The following is a 17,636-nucleotide window of genomic DNA, read 5'->3' as shown; positions in this document are numbered from 1 at the left end:
ATGTTCACAGGGAATAGTTGTTTGGTAATGCTCAACGGCAATCATGAGTCGCGACATGTTGAATGATATGAACTGAATGTTGATTTTAGCCTGAGTTTACTTGGTGGAATTATCGATACAGAGAATCAATGAAGGGGGGATGTGGAAGATATATATTCAGGCTGAGTACATTGTTTAATGATTGACGCTTAGGGATAAACGATTGGATGGCATTTGTTTATCCCTATGAAGCGAAGAAGATTACTCAGGCTTACGTTTGCCGGTCATGTAGGCCTCGAGAATTTCCGGCGTGAGTTCACCAGCTTCTTCTAAGCGTTTTAACTCTGCGACAATTTTTTTCTGCTCTTCGATACTAGGAATGGGGAGTTCAGGTTCCTGCTCTATGTTTTCGGGGATTTTAAGATTGTCTAACATGTACTGGTCTCGTTGCTAAAACTAATCGCATAAGTATACCAGTAATTTGTTTGATCATTGCACTGCTTTTATTCCAAACCCTCAGGGCAGGCTTAGCTGTATTAGCGTTATCGAATAAGTCCTTGATCGATCTTAAATTGATTAGAAAACACGATCCCTGGTAAGGTAAGCAGACCGTTTTGTGGTTTTGAAAAAGCAAATATTGGAGGCGCGACATCGAACTTCGAGCCGCTTGTTATCGAAGTGCATTTGACCCTTAATGATGATTTCGGCGCTTGCTTGAGCAGCATTCAGTTGTGCAGCGGGATCAGTGCCAAATCCATCAAGGATCGCTCTAGTAAGAAAGCTGCGGCTGAATTTATTCTCTTTATGTTGGATGGGAAAGTTGCAAAGTCGTTGCTTAGAAAGCTCTATTTTAGAGTTTTCGCTGCGATTACAGATTTGGTTTCGAAGCAACATGCACCGATAGGCCATTATCGCTCATTCATGGACTCTAAATGATAAAAATAATTACTTAGATTTATTTATAGTACTTAATTAAGTTGTCATATTCACCTCCCACACTAAGCGCTGTTAGTCATCTGACCACTATTTATTTAATGCTAATGGAGTAGTAATGACAGCTTCACTTTCTCGTCGTGATTTTTTAATCATGTCTGCCAAAGGCGCAGGCGCAGCAGTAATTTCTTATGGTTTAATGGGCTGTGGTAGCAGTCAAGAGTCGGCAATACCGGTTGAGTTTACCCATGGTGTGGCAAGTGGTGATCCACTGGCCGATGCGGTGATCCTATGGACTCGAGTTACGCCCGCGTATGCGGGAGATATTACCGTTTCCTGGGAAGTGGCCAGCGATGAGGCGTTTACTCAATTGGTGAGCAATGGGCAAATGGTAACCAATGCATCTCGCGATTATACGGTCAAGGTGGATGTGATTGGTTTAGAAGCTGGGAGTCGCTATTTTTATCGTTTTATTAGCGCAGGGCGTCAATCGCCGGTGGGGAAAACCCGCACCTTAGTACAAGGTTCTCCAAGCTCGGTTAAACTGGCGGTAATGTCTTGCTCTAACTATCCTGCGGGGTATTTTAATGTTTATGATTTGGCCGCGCAGCATCAAGACTTAGATGCCGTATTGCACCTTGGGGACTATATTTATGAATATCCGAGAGGCGGCTATGCCAGTGCTAATGCAGAGCAAATCGATCGCCAAGTATTGCCGGTTGGAGAGTTATTTACACTGAGTGATTACCGTACTCGCTATGCTCAATATCACACGGATTTAAGCCTACAAAAACTACATGCACAAGTGCCTTTTATATGCGTTTGGGATGATCATGAGGTCGCGAATGATACCTGGCGTGAGGGGGCCGAAAATCACAATGATGGCGAAGGTGATTTTGAAGAGCGTAAACTGGGGGCCTTACAAGCGTATTTCGAATGGCTTCCGATCCGGCCGTGGACTGAAGGGAATTATCAGGAAATATACCGAAGCTTTAGCTTTGGTGATTTAGTCGATTTACATATGTTAGATACCCGGGTCTTAGCAAGAGACAAGCAACTCGATTACGCGGATTACTTCGATGCTGCGACCGGGAGTTTGGATCAAACCACGCTGACCAGTGACCTGAGTGATCCAACACGTACCATGATTGGTAGTGAACAGCTTCAATGGTTGCAAGATAACGTCTCGGCTAGTGGTGCCCGCTGGCAGGTATTAGGTCAGCAAGTCTTAATGGGGAAAATGCACCTACCGGCAGCGATCGTACTGGGTTTAATGTCGGTTGAAAGCTATGCCTCATTGGGCGCTTTGGCTCAGCTGGCCGCACGTGCAAACGCTGGCGATCCTAGTTTAACTGCCGACGAATTGTCTTACTTAGCCGCTAACGCTGACAAATTGACCACTGAAGTGCTCGCTCAGTTACAGTTGCCGAATATTCCCTATAACTTGGATGCTTGGGATGGCTACGCTGATGAGCGTGAAGCAATATTACAACTCTTTAAGCAGCAATCAAAAAATTTAGTGGTGTTAGCCGGGGATACACATAATGCTTGGGCTAACGATTTAAGTGACGCAAGTTCAGCGGTTGTTGGAGTCGAGTTTGCCACTTCATCGGTGAGCTCTCCCGGCTTAGAAGAGTATTTAGCCATTGATGAAGCTGCGGTGCCGAATGTTGAGGCGGGCCTGGTTTCTTTAATTGACGGTTTAAAATATATGAATGTTAATAATCGTGGTTTCTTAACGGTGACTTTTAGTCAAACCAGCGCCAGTGCAGATTGGTATTTTGTGGATACGATTTTATCCACTCATTATCAGCCATTAACTGCACGCCAAATGAGAGCAACAACGACAGCGGGTCAAGCTGGCCTCACGATGTCTTAAATATAAGCTGTGATATATGGTTGAGTGGTATAGACAGCATTAAACACTGTAAATCTGCACCAACTCCGGCGGTTAAAAAAAGCCTTGGCAATCACCAAGGCTTTATGGAACCGTTTGAACTTAACTGCGGCTGGTTATTTCTAGCAGATGATAACCAAATTGGGTTTTGATTGGGCCATGAACGGTGTTGAGCGCTTCGTTAAATACCACCTGATCAAATTCTGGCACCATGTCGCCTTGGCCAAACTCGCCGAGTTCACCGCCATTGGCGCCTGATGGGCAACTCGAATGTTGCTTTGCAATTTCGGTGAAGGCTGCGCCATTCTCGATTTGCTGTTTCAGTTCTAAACACTGTTGTTCGCTATCAACCAAAATGTGACGAGCACTTGCTCTAGCCATGAACGTTCCTTAAATCTATTGAAATGATGAGCACTACACACCAAGCGAGTACGATGATCTGCAGTGAGAGTGTGCAACTTTAGTTGCAAACTTACTGAGCTGTCAAATTCGCGGAGGCTTTTACCATTATCGGTCTGACTTTCGGCGATTGAGTTTGATGGCTATCTCTGGATGATTGACTGGTTACAGAGGAGCCATATCGGTACTAGGAAAATGATTTTAACTAGCAGGTCAATATGAATCACCAATTGAATGCAGATTTAGTGCATAGGCCAAGCTTGTTTTGGCTTCGATGCTGGTCTTATCAAGGGCTATTTTGAGCATATCATGAGGTGAGTTTAGCTAAGGTGTATATTCGTTCTAGCCAGTTGTGCAGATGTCTGATATATAGATGAAGCATTTTTGCTGTTATTCAAGGCATTTACTAAAAGGAAGCCCCATGTTTGAAGCCATCGACCAAGCCAAAGACGATCCTATTTTATCTTTAGGCGTTGCCTACCAGCAGGATCCTCGTCCTAATAAACTCGACTTAGGTATTGGCGTTTACCGTAACGAGCAGGGCATTACTCCTGTGATGCAGGCGGTCACTTTGGCTTCGGAGCGTTTGTTAGCGGCGCAAACCACTCAAGCCTATCTGGGCTTAGCTGGAAACCAAAGTTATAACCAAGCCATATTAGATCTCTTGTTAGGCGATACGGCTGCGCATGCTCGCTCTATTGCTATGCAAACGCCGGGCGCCAGTGGTGGCTTGCGTTTGTTAGCCGATTTAATCGCCAGTATTCGCCCTGATGCGACGGTGTGGGTATCAACGCCTAGTTATGTGAATCACCAACCGATCATGGAAGCGGCAGGTTTGAAGGTCGCCTATTATCCTTACTTTAACCCGCAGACTAAGCAGGTTGATGAAGCCGCAATGTTAGAACAGGTGGCGAAGCTAGGCCCTAAGGATGTATTGTTGCTCCACGGGTGCTGTCATAATCCTACTGGTGCCGATATTTCTTATGCGGCTTGGCAGCAGATTAATCAGTTGGCGTTAAATCATGGATTTTTGCCTTTTATCGATTTGGCTTATCAGGGCTTTGGTCAAGGGGTCGACGAAGATATCGCAGGGCTTCGACTGTTAGCTGACAGTTTACCTGAATTAGTCATGACTTGTTCTAATTCAAAAAACTTTGGCCTTTACCGTGAGCGGACTGGCGCAGCCATTGTGGTTGGGAAAAGTTTACAGCAAGCGATGAATGCGCGAGGTAAATTATTTGAATTGGCTCGACGTAGTTACACTATGCCACCAAATTGGGGGGCTGCAATTGTGAGCGAAATTTTAGGGGATGAGCAATTGCGAGATTTGTGGCAACAAGAACTGAATGTTATGAGTGTTCGAATGCGCGGCCTTCGCCAAGCCTTAGCCGAAGAGTTTAGAACACAATCTAACAGTGAGCGCTTTGATTATTTAAGTGCTCATCAAGGAATGTTTTCGCTCACTGGTTTTAGTTTTGAGCAAACCGAACAGTTGCGTGAACAGTATGGCATTTACATTGTGGGTGGTGGCCGGATCAATATTGCAGGGCTAGCGCAGCAGTCGATTCCGCAATTAGTGAGTGCTTGTTTGGCGGTTGGTGCTTAGCGACTACCGCGGGCTAAGCTGGTAACTGTAAGCTTTGCAGGCCCTATTGTGAACATTTTGAGCGGCTTTCCTCGAATGGATAGCCGCAGCGTTGCTCTTGGATATTGTTTGCGATCAATGTCGATCTATCTGGGCTTATATCAATCCCACTAATTATCTGTTTACTCTTGCTGGCCTAGATATCACCGCTAGTTGCATTCTGAATCGTGGGACTAGAACCATGAATTATTGCGCTTCACTCCTCGTTATCGGCAGATTTATTCTGTGCAATAAGCCGATTATATCATTCGTCAGATTGGTATTTGATTTAGTTCGCGACCGGGCTGAGCAAGAAAAGCCTTCATGCCGCTTCAATATCAGCGATTTTGCTACGATTTAAGGTGATTTTATAGCGTTGGTAAATTGGTTCTTGATCACCATCGGCGATGGCCAATATCAGATTAATTTGATAACGACGTTCGATGGATTCTTTGGATATTTTCCCCTTGTCTTCTTGATAAACGACGCCTCGCCCTCCTTCCAAATAACGAGCGAAGGGTCTTAAATTGAAGTACAAGGATTCGTTAATCGCGCTATAACCAGCCCTAAAATTACGGCCAAACACCCGGCTTTCTATCCGGTAGTGGAGTAATTCTTCAGCTTGGCGATTACGGCGATGGCGGTGGGCGAGTATATCGGCCACTGGCACTGGTAAATGTTTGGTTCTAATATAATCGAGCCAAATTTTTTGCTTGGCAATCAAGGTATTGTTTGCGCTATCGTGTAGTTCTCTAGACCATTTTGCTCGTCCTTTGCTAATCCATCGCCACAGGGCATTTTTTAAGTCTTCTTTAAAGACCTCCCTCACCCCATAAATGGTGGCAAGTACAACTACCATTAAAGCCGTTAAACCACTTAAGGCTCCCTGAGTCTTGATGATTAAACTTAATACCACCACCATGATTAAGGCTGTTGCCAATCCAGTGACAAATTTTCGGCTGGTATTGCCAAGGGCATAGGTCTTTTCTTTAAACACAACGCCGTACTCAATTAGGCGGCGAATTAAACGCATCTTATTGGCAATTCGGTTGGGGTCTTTAATCGTTGCTGTCGAGTTATAGGCTCGCTCGGTACGATAGTTTTTCTCGCTTCGCGTATAATCTAAGATAAGCTTCAGTTGCTCTGAGAATTCACCATTGCGAGGGCGAGTTGCGATGAGTTTCATAAATACTTGCTCGGTATGCCAAGATAAGTAATTGTCGGCATTTTCGAAGTGAGCCAGTTGGGCTGCTCCGGTGGGGGTGCTACGGCGAAACTTTTTCAGCAGAGAACTACTCTGCTCCATCAGACTATTCGCAAGATTGTAGAAATTTTCGATGTCTTGCTCTTTTAACAACAGCTTTAAATCGACGTCGAGTGCAATTGCATATTGATAAGCAAACAGATTTAAGTTGACGCGGTACTCTTCGATGGCCAAATTATTCATGCTGGCAAAACGGCTTTGCAATAAAGGCAAATGTAAGCCAGGGCTGTAATAACTGTGTTTGCTGATGACGTTGCTGGTAAAATAATTGCTTTCTTTTAATGTTTTGGCACTAATCCCCATTTCTTTGGGAAGGGACAGGTACACATCAACCCGTCGATGGGTGTGCATTTCCATTTGGTGGTTAATTTTCACCACCATCTTGTCTTCTTGTTTTAACTGAATATTTGGCAATAAGCTAACCTTAGAGAAATACGAGTAGAGGGAACCGCTTCATTTTTAATGAGAAAATGAAGCGGCTTAGTAATATTGATTATAATACAACTAGTTGGCTTGGCTAAGCGCTGGGTTTATTTTTGTTACCGCTTGGCGTAACTGAGCCGATACGTGGTGAGTTAAAGAGTTTGTTGCTTGTCGTTATTTTAGGAAGAGGTGCCGGCTATCGGACGCGGAACCATTTGGTTTATGTGGATAGGGATAAATCACGCGGTGCGGAGTCAGGCGCAGGCTCTGTAAGGCGCTGCGCCGATTAAAACTTTTCGCTTCAAATGACTCTGTTGTGGTTATCTCTTTTTATTCTTCACTTAAAACCAATGCTGAATTAATGCGAAGTAAACAGGGATCCCTACCAATACATTGAAGGGAAAAGTAATCGCCAGTGAGGCAGTAAGGGCGACACTCACCTTCGCTTTGGGTAGCGCCACTGCGAGGGCTGCTGGCACTGCGATATAAGAGGCACTGCTACCTAACACCGCTAGCAAACATGTACCGCCTACCGAAAGGCCTATCGCGGCACCAAGCATGGCGCCTAAAAAGCCACCGATCACCGGCATCGCGATACCAAAACTAATTAGAAAGGCACTTTGTTTACGAATATCACGGATCCGTTCGGCCGCCACACGACCCATTTCCAGAAGGAACAAGGCCAGCATCCCATGAAACAGTTCGCCAAAAAATGGCATGATAGATGCCGTTCTAGGCCCCGCCCAAGCGCCGATTGCAAGCCCACCTAACAGCAGTATGACCCCCTTATTCAATAGTGCTTCACGTAGCACTGGCAGCATTTCTTTCCACTTGAATTGGTTTTGCGCGAGTAAAATTCCAACTACAATCGCTGGCACTTCGAGTAGCGCCACAAATAGGGGTAAATAGGCTTCATAAGCGAGCCCCAATGATTGAGCATAGGCAACTGCGACGGCATAGGTGCCAACACTAATTGAGCCATAATGAGCCGCTGTGGCGGCAGCATCTAAGCGTGACCAACCTGCAATAAAATACAATATTGGAAAAGCGAGTAAGGGTAATAGCGCACCAAAGATCATCACCGCGAGTGATTGTGGCAGGATCTCTAAACTACTGTTGGAATGTAATGCCATACCGCCTTTCAGGCCAATGGCAAGTAGTAAAAAAATCAAGCAGCTTTGATACAAGCCCGAGGGTAATTTTAAATCGCTTTTTATCAGTTTGGCGAATGCCCCTAAAACGAAGAAGCCGACAACAACATCGATTTGCATGCTTAGGGATTCCCGTTGAAGTTTGAGCTAGTCAGGGCATGTGGCGCTTGTCGGTGAATATTTTGCTTGGTTTGTTTGATCAGCTCAATTGACCAAGATATTAAGTTGAGGGCACAAAGGCCAAGTCCCACCATGAGTAATGCGGCACTGGTGAGTTGTTGTTGCCAAGTTGTGATCCCAATGGCGCTTAATATTAAGCCGATACTTAAGCCAAACAAGAGTTGAGTTTTAGTCATTGAATAAGCCCTGTTGATATAGGAACAAGGATTATCTACTTCAATCATAATAGATAAAATTAGATATTAACTATAATATACATAGATAAAAGTCTATGAGTTGTTATATGAACAATCCTTATCGTTCGCATTCTCAAGTGGGAACTGTACGCCAACTAGAGTTGTTGGTTGTGGTGCATGAGCAAGGCAGTATCACTCGTGCTGCGGAAATTTTACATCTCACTCAACCGACGGTGTCGATGCAGCTGAATAAATTAGCAACGACTATCGGCATGTCGCTTTATTACACTTCGGGGAAAAGGCTACATTTTACTGAAGTGGGCAATATGCTTGTAGAATCTGCGCGCGAGATCCTTAAACAGTTTAAGTATCTTGAGATTAAACTCGATAAGTTTAAAGGCTTAGATAGTGGGGTGCTTTCGTTGTCGGTGGTGACCACTGCACAATACTTTATCCCCCGTTTAGTCGGCGATTTTTCAGAGCAATACCCCAATATCAACATCAAATTTAAGGTGGGAAATCGCGCTGAAACTATCACGCGAAGTTTTGCTGACGAAGATGACTTTTATGTATTTAGTCACCCCCCTGAAGATCCCGATTTAGAGTTGATCGATTTTCTACCGAATCGCTTATTGGCGATTGCCCCAGAACATCACCCTTTAACAGAACAAGCACAAGTCTCTCTGGAGCAATTTGTCAGCTACCCTTTTTTAATGCGCGAACCCGGTTCTGGCACCGCCCATGCGATTCATGGTTTTTTAAGGCAGCAGAACTGCCAATTGAATGTACGAATGACGATTGAGAGTAATGAAGCTATAAAATATGCGGTGATGTCGGAACTTGGGGTGTCCATATTATCGGAACACACCTTGAGTTATGGCGGCTTAGAAGGCTTGAGTATTGTCAATGTTGAAAATTTACCAATAGTCACTCAATGGTATCTAGTTCGACGACGTTCTCGTCCGATGTCGCCTATTGCAGAAACGTTTCTGCAATATGTGAAACAGCATGGTTCATTATTACTCGACAAGTGAGTCTAGAGCATCGGCTTATCTGACACAGGTTTTATATATCCCGATACAAACTAAGCTGTTTATTTTGTTGGTTTTGTTGTTATCGATTCTATTGTGATTTAGCCAAACCCTTCGGACTGTTGTTTGCCATTATTATTGTAATGGGTCGGTATCAATGAGCAAGCCACTGAGTGACTGCTGATAGTCGTGAGATGAGTCTGTGCCGTAAAAGTTATTTCACCACGTTAAGAACTATGCCGATGGCTGTATTTCGAAATGAGTATATCAAAGCCTATTGATCAAAGAGTTGTCTGAATACACATCGACTATGAAAAATGAATAGGCGCGAGGCATGCTGAGGGGGTTGCGTGACTGGCTGTGGTAAACGTGGATGATTTCATAGACCTTCATATGTTAAGGAATCGATGCTGATTTAGAAAACTGTGTTGGGAGTCGCTAATTAATGACAAATATACTCTTAATTCCCTAACATAATTGATAGTTGACTTATATTTAAATCACCGATGAAGATTATTGGCAATTCAATAATGAAAATTACTGATGAAGAAGTCTTGTTTAGTACCAGCCAGCAGCTCGTTTCAACGACTGATTTACAAGGGGATATTACTTACGCTAATGATGATTTTTGTGAAGTGGCAGGTTATTCCTTAGATGAGCTGATGGGACAACATCATAATATTGTACGCCATCCCGATATGCCTAAAGCCGCTTTTGCTGATTTGTGGCTTAAGCTGAAGGCAGGTCAGGCGTGGCGCGGAATGGTGAAAAATCGTTGTAAGGATGGTCGTTATTATTGGGTCGATGCTTATGTGACTCCACTTTATGAAGGGGGGCGTCATGTTGGCTACCAATCCGTTCGGGTTTCGGCTAAACCAGAGTTGAAACAGCGTGCCCAGCTGATCTATAACAAGTTAAATCAGGGAAAAGCCATTGAGTCTGTATGGCGAGGTTCCAATATGCGTATTGGAGCCACAATGCTGGTATTACTGTTTGCTTTCATCGGTGCGGTAAGTGAATGGGGAATGGCTGCCGCTGGTTTTTTAGCATTACTATTGATATTGTTAGTTGCCATTAACTTTGATGTTTTGGTGAAGCTCCCGAATCAGATAAACGAACTTAAAGCATCTTTTGACAGTCCTAGCCGTTACATTTATGAAGGCGCGAAACCCTTCGATATCGCTCGTTTTCATATCGGGTTATTGGAAGCGAGAATTAAAACGATTTTGGGTAGAACCGCTGATTCGACCAAACGTTTGCAGTTATTATCTAAAGAGTTAGCTTCTATCTCTTTAACGACCAGTCATAGTGTGGATGTTGAAACGCAGGAGTTGGAACAGTTATCAGCAGCCATTCATCAAATGTCGATGACCGCCGCTGAGATTAGTCATTCTACCGTGACCGCCAATGACAAAATCACTGAAACACAGAATCATTGTCTGCAAACGCAATCCAATATGAGTCAAACCACTGAACAAGTACAAGCTCTTTCACAGGATGTAACTCAGGCGGAAAACTTAGCCAATGAGCTTACACATGATGCTGAGGAGATTGCTCGGGTTATGGGCGAAATTCAGGGTATTGCGGATCAAACGAATCTACTCGCCTTAAATGCAGCGATTGAAGCGGCAAGGGCCGGTGAGATGGGGCGAGGATTTTCGGTGGTGGCTGATGAGGTTAGAGCGTTGTCAACGCGAACTCACGAAGCGACGGGGTTAATCGAAACATCGGTGGAAAAAATGCAGCTGAGTTTGGCAAGTTGGGGGGCTCGAATGAAGTCGAGCCGAGAGCAAGCAGAGCAGTGTTTAAATACGGCTAACTTAAGCTCACAGTTAGTCGCTGATATCTCAAACATGATGAACGAAGTGTGTGATATTTCTACATCAATTTCGGTGGCCGCTGAACAGCAGTCTGTTGTTAGCGCTAATATTTCTGAAAATGTTTCAAAAATCAGCCAATTAAGCCAAGAAACCAAACAGCATGCAAAAGAGCTAAAGGCGAGTAGCAATGATCTAGCGAAAAAGTCAGACGATATTGCATCTCTATCGGATATGTTTGCTTAAATTACTCCGCTTGTGGTTCGGTGTCGCTGCTTTTATAGCTAATAATTGAGACATCGGCAGCCTGTTCTCGTAGGGGGATGAGTGCCTGATAAGCTTCTGATTGAAACCAGCGCTCTAGCTCTGTGACTTGTTCAAACTTAATCACCACCGCGAACTCGAAACTGTTGTTGCCGGCGAGCACTTGATGTTGTTCTCCACGCATGAGTAGCTTGGCTTTAAATGGTTCTAGGCTGATATCCACGCCCGCTACATAGCGCTTCCATCGTTGAGGATCTTTAACTTTTATTTGACCAATTAAATAAGCAGCCATGGTTTCATCCGAGCCAGCAGGGTAAGTGCTTAACTGTAGTCTGTATTGACAACTTATGCTAAGCCAGTTGAATAGGCTGCCTAAAGCTTTTATTTGTGTGAACTGGATTCACTATGGCTGAACCCAAATTTGGGCTTAGTGTTCGCACTTCATTTGAGGAAAATGTAAGACCCAGCCAAGGATTGGCTGGGGACTGACGAATAACGCTTGGTTTGTGCTTAGACTTCATCAAGCGATGCATATTGTGGTTTATGGCTGCTGCTTTGCCATTCTGGTTTCATTAGACCGTAATAGATAACTGAGGCGAAAATACCACCAATGAATAGTGCGAAGTTCGCCATTTCGATAATAATAAAGGAAGAGATTAAGGCGGCGAATGTTGCCGGAATCAAGGCATATAGCGCCTTTGGATTGATACCACTTTGATACCAGTAGCGACCTTTAGGATCTAAGGTATAGAGAGACACTAGGTCGATTTGTTGCTGTTTTACTTTAAAATAGTCAACGATGACAATCCCGTAGATCGGACCGATCATGGCCGCTAAGATATCCACCGTATAGTGGATCATCTCGGGGTTGTTGAATAAATTCCAAGGCGTGATCAGTACAGAGCCAAAAGCGGCCAAAAATCCCCCCGTTTTAAAACTAATTTTATTGGGGGCTACATTTGAAAAATCAAACGCGGGCGCGACGAAGTTAGCCACAATATTGATGCCAACAGTGGCGAGAATAAAGGTGAGAGCGCCTAAGATAATCACCAGTCCTGAATTGAGACGGCTCACGGTTTCGATTGGATCGGTAATCATTTCTCCAAACACCGGAATTGAAGTTGCCACGATAATTACACTGAAAAATGAGAACAGAATAAAGTTGAGGGGTAAACCTAAAATATTACCTATTTTCAACTCTTTGTAAGATTTGCAGTAACGGGAAAAATCACTGAAATTTAAGCTTGGTCCTGCGAAATAGCCGGCCACGAGAGCTGTGGCAACCAGCATCTGGTTGAGGGCTTGCCAGCCGTTAAGGCGTTGCTCGCTTAGATTTAAATCGATGTTTGACCAACCAGCCTTGTAGACCATAAAGGCGGTCAATAATGCCATTGCAAGATAAATGGCGGGTCCCGACCAGTCAATGAGCTTTTTAATTGCGCCCATGCCAAACATGAAGACTAAAGCTTGAACCACCCACATAAACAGGAAGCCAAACCAGCCCAGCGGGGATAAGCCCAAAATCCCCCCCTGGGTATAAACTTGGTATTCAGGCTTAAAGTACAATACTAAAACGATAAATACACTGGAGGCGAGAAAGGTTTGTATGCCGTACCAAACCACTGCAATCAATCCGCGGATTACGGCAGGTATATTGGCTCCCAACACCCCAAAAGACATGCGACAAACCACTGGAAATGGTACGCCAGCCTTTTGTCCTGGTTTGCCCATTAAGTTTGCAAAATATAACACAATCATGATCCCGGCAATCAAACAGCAGAATACCTGCCAACTGGCGAGCCCCAAGGCGAACAGGCTAGCCGCAAAAACGTAGCCGCCAACTGAGTGAACATCGGACATCCAAAACGCAAAGATACTATACCAACCCCATTGTTTTTGTTGGGTAGGGGCTAGGTCGGGGTTAATGAGCCGGGCGCTTTCTTTAAACTTAGTTGCCACTGTAGGCATAATGGTCCTCCATTTTGTATACAATTGAAGGTACAAGTTGTATGCCAACTTATAGCAGTCGTTAAATTCAATAATTACTAAAAATTAAACCTTGCTTATCATTTTAGCGAGCTGTTTTGGTGCAAGCTTGAGCTGGACTAGTGCAGTCATCATCGAATTTATTATTAAGCGCAAATAGTGATTGCTATCCAATAAAAAATTGGATTAGTCTGATTGTATACGATTGGTAATAGTGGCTTCGATGATCCCATACGAAAAAATACATAATCAAATTGTGTCGGCGATTGTCGCCCAAAAGCTTGAACCTGGTGCTCGCCTTCCCGAAGATAAGTTAGCCGACTCGTTTAAGGTGAGTCGTACTGCGATCCGTAAGGTATTACAGCAGTTAGCGGTGGAGCATTTGGTGAGTCTGGAGCCAAATAAAGGGGCGCAAGTTAAGCGCCCGAGTATTGCTGAAGCGCAGGAGATTTTTGACAGTCGAGGTCTCATTGAACCTCAGTTGTTACCGATGGTGATGGCTAATTTTAATCGCTTACATCAACAGAATTTAAGCGCCATTATCATCAAAGAAGGGCAGGCCAAACAAAAAGGTGATTTTGCCCAATTGGTGTTGCAAACGGCTTATTTTCATATCGAACTTTCCCGAATTACTCACAATCGTAGTTTGAGTCAATTTGTGCAACAACTGGTCTATCGTTCTTCGTTAATTATTGCGGTTTATGGATCAAAGCATAGCGTTGGCTGCAATTGTGGGAATCATTCTGAATTGCTCCGCTTATTGGAACAGCAGGATAGTGCGCAAGCGATGGCGTGGATGACTCAACATCTGGAGATGATTCGGCAAAGTCTTTGTTTGGAGCCCCGTCCCCAACAGTCGATAGACTTTGACCGCTTGTTTTCTCCAGAGGTTTAAGTTTGGCTAATGGTGCTTCGGATGGGCCGTTGGGTTTGAGTACTTAAGTATGGCTTAGCCTTGAGTGAATATGCCCGAGGTTATTTCAATAATGGTTGGATTAAAAAGGAATCAACATGAGTCAACAGCAAGGATTTCCGTTAAGGGATATGCGCGGTTATGCTGGTCAGCCGCCTCACGCCAATTGGCCTAAAGGCGCAAAAATCGCAGTGCAATTTGTATTAAATTTTGAAGAGGGGGGCGAGAACTGTGTATTGCATGGAGATCCTCATTCGGAAACATTTTTATCCGAGATAGCTGGTGCGGAAGCTTATAATGCTCGGCATATGAGTATGGAATCGATGTACGAATATGGTTCTAGAGCAGGTGTATGGCGAGTTTTGAATGAATTTAAACAGCGTGATTTACCCTTAACTATTTTTGCTATTGCGACAGCATTACAGCGCAATCCCGATGTGACCAAGGCGCTTGTTGCTGCGGAACATGACATTGTTTGCCATGGCTTAAAATGGATCCACTACCAGCATATGCCCCTTGAGCAAGAGCGCGAGCAAATGCAACAAGCCTTAAGTTTGATGCAACAATTAACCGGTAAGCCGGTCAATGGTTGGTATACAGGGCGAGACTCTCCCAATACTCGGGCGCTGTTAGCCGAGCATCAAGATATCATTTACGACTCGGATTATTATGGTGATGATTTGCCATTTTGGGTATCGCAGCCCTGTGAGCAAGGCTCCAAGCCTCATCTTATCGTGCCTTATACGCTAGATACCAACGATATGCGGTTTGCTTCACCTTATGGGTTTAGTCATGGTGAAGAGTTTTTCCAATACTTAAAAGATAGTTTCGATTGTCTGTATGCGGAAGGTGATAGCGCCCCAAAAATGATGTCGATAGGCTTACATTGTCGAATTATTGGTAAACCTGGACGTTTCCAAGCGCTTAAGAAATTTTTGGATTATGTGCAAGGACATCAGCAGGTTTGGGTGGCAACTCGTCAGCAAATCGCCGAACATTGGATTGCCAACCATCCTCCTGAGTTAGCTTAGCGCTTAAGTTTTTGAAGCTAAGTTAAATCAGCTGCTCGCTAAATGGCCCTCGCGATAGCTGTATTTTTAGCAGCCACGATTAGCATATAGATGCAGGTGCTGGCAAAAGTTGCGGCTAAATAGAGCGGTAAGCGAGCAATAGTTGTTTCTCCGAGTCCAGCGATGAGCGGCCCAATGATCGAACCAATGCTATAACTGAGTAACATGAGTTCGGTAATGGCGACAATATGTTCGGCTTTAGCCTGAAGACTCGCCTGACAAATAGCCACGGGGTAAAGCGAAAATGCAGCGGCTCCCAAAGCAAATAGACTGAGGCCAAGGCTCAGCAAAGAGTTAGCCAAGGTTATTGCAATGGCGGCTGCAAACCCCATCAAACAAAATAAAGCCTGAAGCAGAGTCTTGCTGAATCGAGCCGATAGATAACTAGCTAAAGGCTGGATTAACATACCACCTAAAATCAGCGTCGCCATCAGTTGACCGAGTTGGTTTTGCCATAAATCATTATCGTTAAGAAAGCTTGGCATCAGCCCATAGATGGGGCCCAAAATTAAGCCTGAGACTAGGCAGCCGATTACTGCCGGTGTACTTAACTGGCCAATGGCTTTGAGTGACAAGGACTGGTGTCGAGTCACTTGTGGTGTTGTGCTGCGGCTCAATATCGGCGCCAATATCGCCAAGCTGAGTAGGCTGATAATACAAACAAAAGGGAGATGACCTTGGCTGCCTAAGTGTTCAATAAGTAGTTGACCGAAGGCGTTGCCTGCATAGAGTGTCACCATATATAAGCCAAGACGCTTCGCGCGCTGTTTGTCATCATCGACCAGCAATAACCAAGACTCTATCACCACAAATACGCCTGCGGTGGCTGCGCCAGCGATACCTCTAAGGATTAACCATACGCTTGAGTACGAAAGGAGTGGCATTAATAAAACCGTTACCAGAATCCCGCTGAAGAATAGGATAAGTGCCCGTCGATGCCCCAGTGTATTAATCACTACTTGTATTTTTAGCGCGCCGAGTAGCAGCCCGGAGTAAAACGCACTGGCAAGCCAAGGACTTAATGATTTGTCGAGCTCGAAATAACTTAAAGCCAGCGGTAAAAGGCTCATTAGGTAGCCAGTCGCTATCGCAAATAAACCGAGGCCAGCTAAGGGGGAAAGCAGTCCGGAAGCGTGCGAGTTGAGGGAATTTGAATGTAGCATCAGCGTATACCAGAAGGGTTAAAGATCAGTCGGTTTGTTGGAAATTGGCGCGATGATGCCAGCGATCACTTAGTAGGTAAAACAAAGCTTATTTGTCGTCACGATTAAGATAAATTGATGGGCCTTATTTTCTTGGTAAATCAATAACTGATTGTTTTTGTTATCTTTATGTGCGTTTCTGTCGCTTTGTTTCAATTTTAATTTGTATTGACCGATGGCCGGTTTTATTGCACATTTTTAGTACTCGTCGTGGCGAGTCGCTGGCGCTTAGTAAAGTTAGGTGCCGATATTATTAGATGTTTAATTGGGTTGAAGAGTCATGAAATACTCACAGTTTGATGATATAGATGAATGGGACTTAGAAGATAAGGCTCAGTATTCAAAGCAGAACAAGAAAGCCAAAAGTGATGTTCGGGTTCGCCGACGTATCGATGAATATAACGAGAAAAAGCAGCTAGATAACTATATCGCAGATTTTGTCGACTTTTCGTAAAGTTGCATGATCAGCTTAGCTTGGCTTGTGGGCGGCGAAAGTGCATCCAATTAAACTCAAGAGGATGCTTTAAGATAGCGTCGCTTGGGCTGCTGAGTGAGCGTTAGCTGTGTACGTCTCTGGCAATCATTGATTTTAGATTGCCAGTTGGCTTGAAAGGCCTACGCCACAGCATAAAAAACGCCACTGTTAAGTGGCGTTTTAGTCATCTCTGGGGCGCCTTTATTTGGCGGTCATTTTGCGTCATCTGCTGCTAACTGTTTGGCTAAATGAAAGGCTTCGATTTCTTCGCCAACTAAATTTTCATCGAGATCGATGGCCACTAAGACTTTGTCTTCGTCTAAGTTTGGCAACCATTGTTCAAAAAACTCTTCTAAATTGATGGAAACAACCTGGTATTCACTCCAATCATCAAGGCATAGGGCTTGAGCCTTGGCCGCCGTTGAAAACAATGGCATCACGTCGGTATTTTCATAATTAATGGAATCAACGACTACAAACTCGTCGTCGGCACTAAGTACCCAAAGCTCGCCAGCTTTAATCACGGCCTTGCTAAAGTCTGATAGGTTGTTTTCTGAAGTAGACATTTATTGCTCCCAAATTATTGATTGTAGATCGTCGTCGATTGCGTGATTTTAGGCAACCATTATCTATATATATTTTGCTGTCGAAGTCGCAATACCATCCCAGTTAACAAGCAAGCTAGCTGGTGGGCGTTTTGGCCGATGTTTTGAGCGGAATACTTTTACGGTAAGGGATATTTCTGATGCTTATTAAATATTCTGCCTAATTTGGACTCGTTTAAGGGTTGGAGATTTTGTGTGTTTAGCCGGATAGGAGGGGTTTACTGCTGGCTGAAATATAATCTAGCGA

General features: G+C 44.3%; 16 protein-coding genes. 7 read left to right on the top strand and 9 right to left on the bottom strand.

All coding sequences use genetic code 11. The features are described from left to right. Window positions 1–240: 240 nt before the first annotated feature. Window positions 241–414 carry an ATPase gene (locus ACRRS0_RS17285; protein WP_432451974.1) on the bottom strand — a complete coding sequence of 58 codons (174 nt, stop codon included), beginning with the start codon at window positions 412–414 and terminating at the stop codon, window positions 241–243. A 616-nt stretch (window positions 415–1,030) separates the two neighbouring features. Here ACRRS0_RS17285 and ACRRS0_RS17280 point away from each other — a divergent pair. After that, the gene (locus ACRRS0_RS17280; protein WP_432451975.1) at window positions 1,031–2,791 is read left to right on the top strand and encodes an alkaline phosphatase D family protein; all 1,761 of its coding nucleotides are present in this window, start codon (window positions 1,031–1,033) and stop codon (window positions 2,789–2,791) included. Window positions 2,792–2,911: 120 nt separating this feature from the next. Here the strand turns inward: ACRRS0_RS17280 and ACRRS0_RS17275 are convergent, their stop codons facing one another. Next, complete coding sequence (locus ACRRS0_RS17275) at window positions 2,912–3,190, bottom strand: peptidylprolyl isomerase (protein WP_432451976.1); 279 nt, start codon at window positions 3,188–3,190, stop codon at window positions 2,912–2,914. Between the two features lie 439 nt (window positions 3,191–3,629). On the opposite strand from ACRRS0_RS17275, the gene ACRRS0_RS17270 reads away from it, so the two are divergent. Further along, window positions 3,630–4,814, top strand: a complete 1,185-nt coding sequence (locus ACRRS0_RS17270; RefSeq protein ID WP_432451977.1) for an aromatic amino acid transaminase — start codon at window positions 3,630–3,632, stop codon at window positions 4,812–4,814. Window positions 4,815–5,154: 340 nt separating this feature from the next. On the opposite strand, the gene ACRRS0_RS17265 is transcribed toward ACRRS0_RS17270, so the two are convergent. The 3 genes from ACRRS0_RS17265 to ACRRS0_RS17255 all read right to left on the bottom strand — a co-directional run bounded on the left by ACRRS0_RS17265 (window position 5,155) and on the right by ACRRS0_RS17255 (window position 8,026). Beyond that, window positions 5,155–6,510, bottom strand: a complete 1,356-nt coding sequence (locus tag ACRRS0_RS17265; RefSeq protein ID WP_432451978.1) for a hypothetical protein — start codon at window positions 6,508–6,510, stop codon at window positions 5,155–5,157. 350 nt (window positions 6,511–6,860) lie between these two features. Next, entirely contained in the window at window positions 6,861–7,790 is a 930-nt protein-coding gene (locus tag ACRRS0_RS17260) for a sodium-dependent bicarbonate transport family permease (RefSeq protein WP_432451979.1), read from the bottom strand. Window positions 7,791–7,792: 2 nt separating this feature from the next. Next, a complete protein-coding gene (locus ACRRS0_RS17255) occupies window positions 7,793–8,026 on the bottom strand; it encodes a hypothetical protein (RefSeq protein WP_432451980.1) in 234 nt (77 codons plus the stop codon). 107 nt (window positions 8,027–8,133) lie between these two features. Here ACRRS0_RS17255 and ACRRS0_RS17250 point away from each other — a divergent pair, with 107 nt between their 5' ends. Further along, window positions 8,134–9,060, top strand: a complete 927-nt coding sequence (locus ACRRS0_RS17250) for a LysR family transcriptional regulator (RefSeq protein WP_432451981.1) — start codon at window positions 8,134–8,136, stop codon at window positions 9,058–9,060. A gap of 527 nt (window positions 9,061–9,587) precedes the next feature. After that, entirely contained in the window at window positions 9,588–11,120 is a 1,533-nt protein-coding gene (locus ACRRS0_RS17245; RefSeq protein ID WP_432451982.1) for a methyl-accepting chemotaxis protein, read from the top strand. 1 nt (window position 11,121) lies between these two features. Here the strand turns inward: ACRRS0_RS17245 and ACRRS0_RS17240 are convergent, their stop codons facing one another. Next, window positions 11,122–11,430 (bottom strand): DUF1330 domain-containing protein, encoded by a 309-nt coding sequence (locus ACRRS0_RS17240; protein ID WP_432451983.1) that lies wholly within the window; start codon window positions 11,428–11,430, stop codon window positions 11,122–11,124. Window positions 11,431–11,648: 218 nt separating this feature from the next. After that, window positions 11,649–13,106, bottom strand: a complete 1,458-nt coding sequence (locus ACRRS0_RS17235) for an NCS1 family nucleobase:cation symporter-1 (protein ID WP_432451984.1) — start codon at window positions 13,104–13,106, stop codon at window positions 11,649–11,651. Between the two features lie 241 nt (window positions 13,107–13,347). Here ACRRS0_RS17235 and ACRRS0_RS17230 point away from each other — a divergent pair, with 241 nt between their 5' ends. Both ACRRS0_RS17230 and puuE read left to right on the top strand, forming a co-directional pair. Beyond that, window positions 13,348–14,019, top strand: coding sequence for a GntR family transcriptional regulator (locus ACRRS0_RS17230; protein ID WP_432451985.1), 672 nt, complete (start codon window positions 13,348–13,350; stop codon window positions 14,017–14,019). Between the two features lie 116 nt (window positions 14,020–14,135). Further along, window positions 14,136–15,068, top strand: coding sequence for an allantoinase PuuE (gene puuE / locus ACRRS0_RS17225; protein ID WP_432451986.1), 933 nt, complete (start codon window positions 14,136–14,138; stop codon window positions 15,066–15,068). Window positions 15,069–15,106: 38 nt separating this feature from the next. Here puuE and ACRRS0_RS17220 read toward each other — a convergent pair whose 3' ends face one another. Further along, window positions 15,107–16,270, bottom strand: a complete 1,164-nt coding sequence (locus ACRRS0_RS17220; protein WP_432451987.1) for an MFS transporter — start codon at window positions 16,268–16,270, stop codon at window positions 15,107–15,109. Between the two features lie 319 nt (window positions 16,271–16,589). Here ACRRS0_RS17220 and ACRRS0_RS17215 point away from each other — a divergent pair, with 319 nt between their 5' ends. Further along, complete coding sequence (locus ACRRS0_RS17215) at window positions 16,590–16,763, top strand: PA3496 family putative envelope integrity protein (protein ID WP_432451988.1); 174 nt, start codon at window positions 16,590–16,592, stop codon at window positions 16,761–16,763. Between the two features lie 233 nt (window positions 16,764–16,996). Here the strand turns inward: ACRRS0_RS17215 and ACRRS0_RS17210 are convergent, their stop codons facing one another. Continuing rightward, entirely contained in the window at window positions 16,997–17,350 is a 354-nt protein-coding gene (locus tag ACRRS0_RS17210; protein ID WP_432451989.1) for a DUF2750 domain-containing protein, read from the bottom strand. Between the last annotated feature and the right edge of the window lie 286 nt (window positions 17,351–17,636).

Source organism: Agarivorans sp. QJM3NY_29, assembly GCF_050870835.2.
In the GTDB taxonomy this organism is placed as follows: Bacteria; Pseudomonadota; Gammaproteobacteria; order Enterobacterales; family Celerinatantimonadaceae; genus Agarivorans.
This window is presented reverse-complemented; position numbering and strand designations above follow the sequence as displayed.

Bases quoted from the DNA above. Each gene is read 5' to 3' on its own strand.
- puuE (WP_432451986.1), top strand. From the start codon at position 14,136: ATGAGTCAACAGCAAGGATTTCCGTTAAGGGATATGCGCGGTTATGCT.
- ACRRS0_RS17260 (WP_432451979.1), bottom strand. From the start codon at position 7,790: ATGCAAATCGATGTTGTTGTCGGCTTCTTCGTTTTAGGGGCATTCGCC.
- ACRRS0_RS17240 (WP_432451983.1), bottom strand. From the start codon at position 11,430: ATGGCTGCTTATTTAATTGGTCAAATAAAAGTTAAAGATCCTCAACGA.
- ACRRS0_RS17285 (WP_432451974.1), bottom strand. From the start codon at position 414: ATGTTAGACAATCTTAAAATCCCCGAAAACATAGAGCAGGAACCTGAA.
- ACRRS0_RS17280 (WP_432451975.1), top strand. From the start codon at position 1,031: ATGACAGCTTCACTTTCTCGTCGTGATTTTTTAATCATGTCTGCCAAA.
- ACRRS0_RS17275 (WP_432451976.1), bottom strand. From the start codon at position 3,190: ATGGCTAGAGCAAGTGCTCGTCACATTTTGGTTGATAGCGAACAACAG.
- ACRRS0_RS17245 (WP_432451982.1), top strand. From the start codon at position 9,588: ATGAAAATTACTGATGAAGAAGTCTTGTTTAGTACCAGCCAGCAGCTC.
- ACRRS0_RS17255 (WP_432451980.1), bottom strand. From the start codon at position 8,026: ATGACTAAAACTCAACTCTTGTTTGGCTTAAGTATCGGCTTAATATTA.
- ACRRS0_RS17235 (WP_432451984.1), bottom strand. From the start codon at position 13,106: ATGCCTACAGTGGCAACTAAGTTTAAAGAAAGCGCCCGGCTCATTAAC.
- ACRRS0_RS17270 (WP_432451977.1), top strand. From the start codon at position 3,630: ATGTTTGAAGCCATCGACCAAGCCAAAGACGATCCTATTTTATCTTTA.
- ACRRS0_RS17220 (WP_432451987.1), bottom strand. From the start codon at position 16,270: ATGCTACATTCAAATTCCCTCAACTCGCACGCTTCCGGACTGCTTTCC.
- ACRRS0_RS17250 (WP_432451981.1), top strand. From the start codon at position 8,134: ATGAACAATCCTTATCGTTCGCATTCTCAAGTGGGAACTGTACGCCAA.
- ACRRS0_RS17210 (WP_432451989.1), bottom strand. From the start codon at position 17,350: ATGTCTACTTCAGAAAACAACCTATCAGACTTTAGCAAGGCCGTGATT.
- ACRRS0_RS17230 (WP_432451985.1), top strand. From the start codon at position 13,348: ATGATCCCATACGAAAAAATACATAATCAAATTGTGTCGGCGATTGTC.
- ACRRS0_RS17215 (WP_432451988.1), top strand. From the start codon at position 16,590: ATGAAATACTCACAGTTTGATGATATAGATGAATGGGACTTAGAAGAT.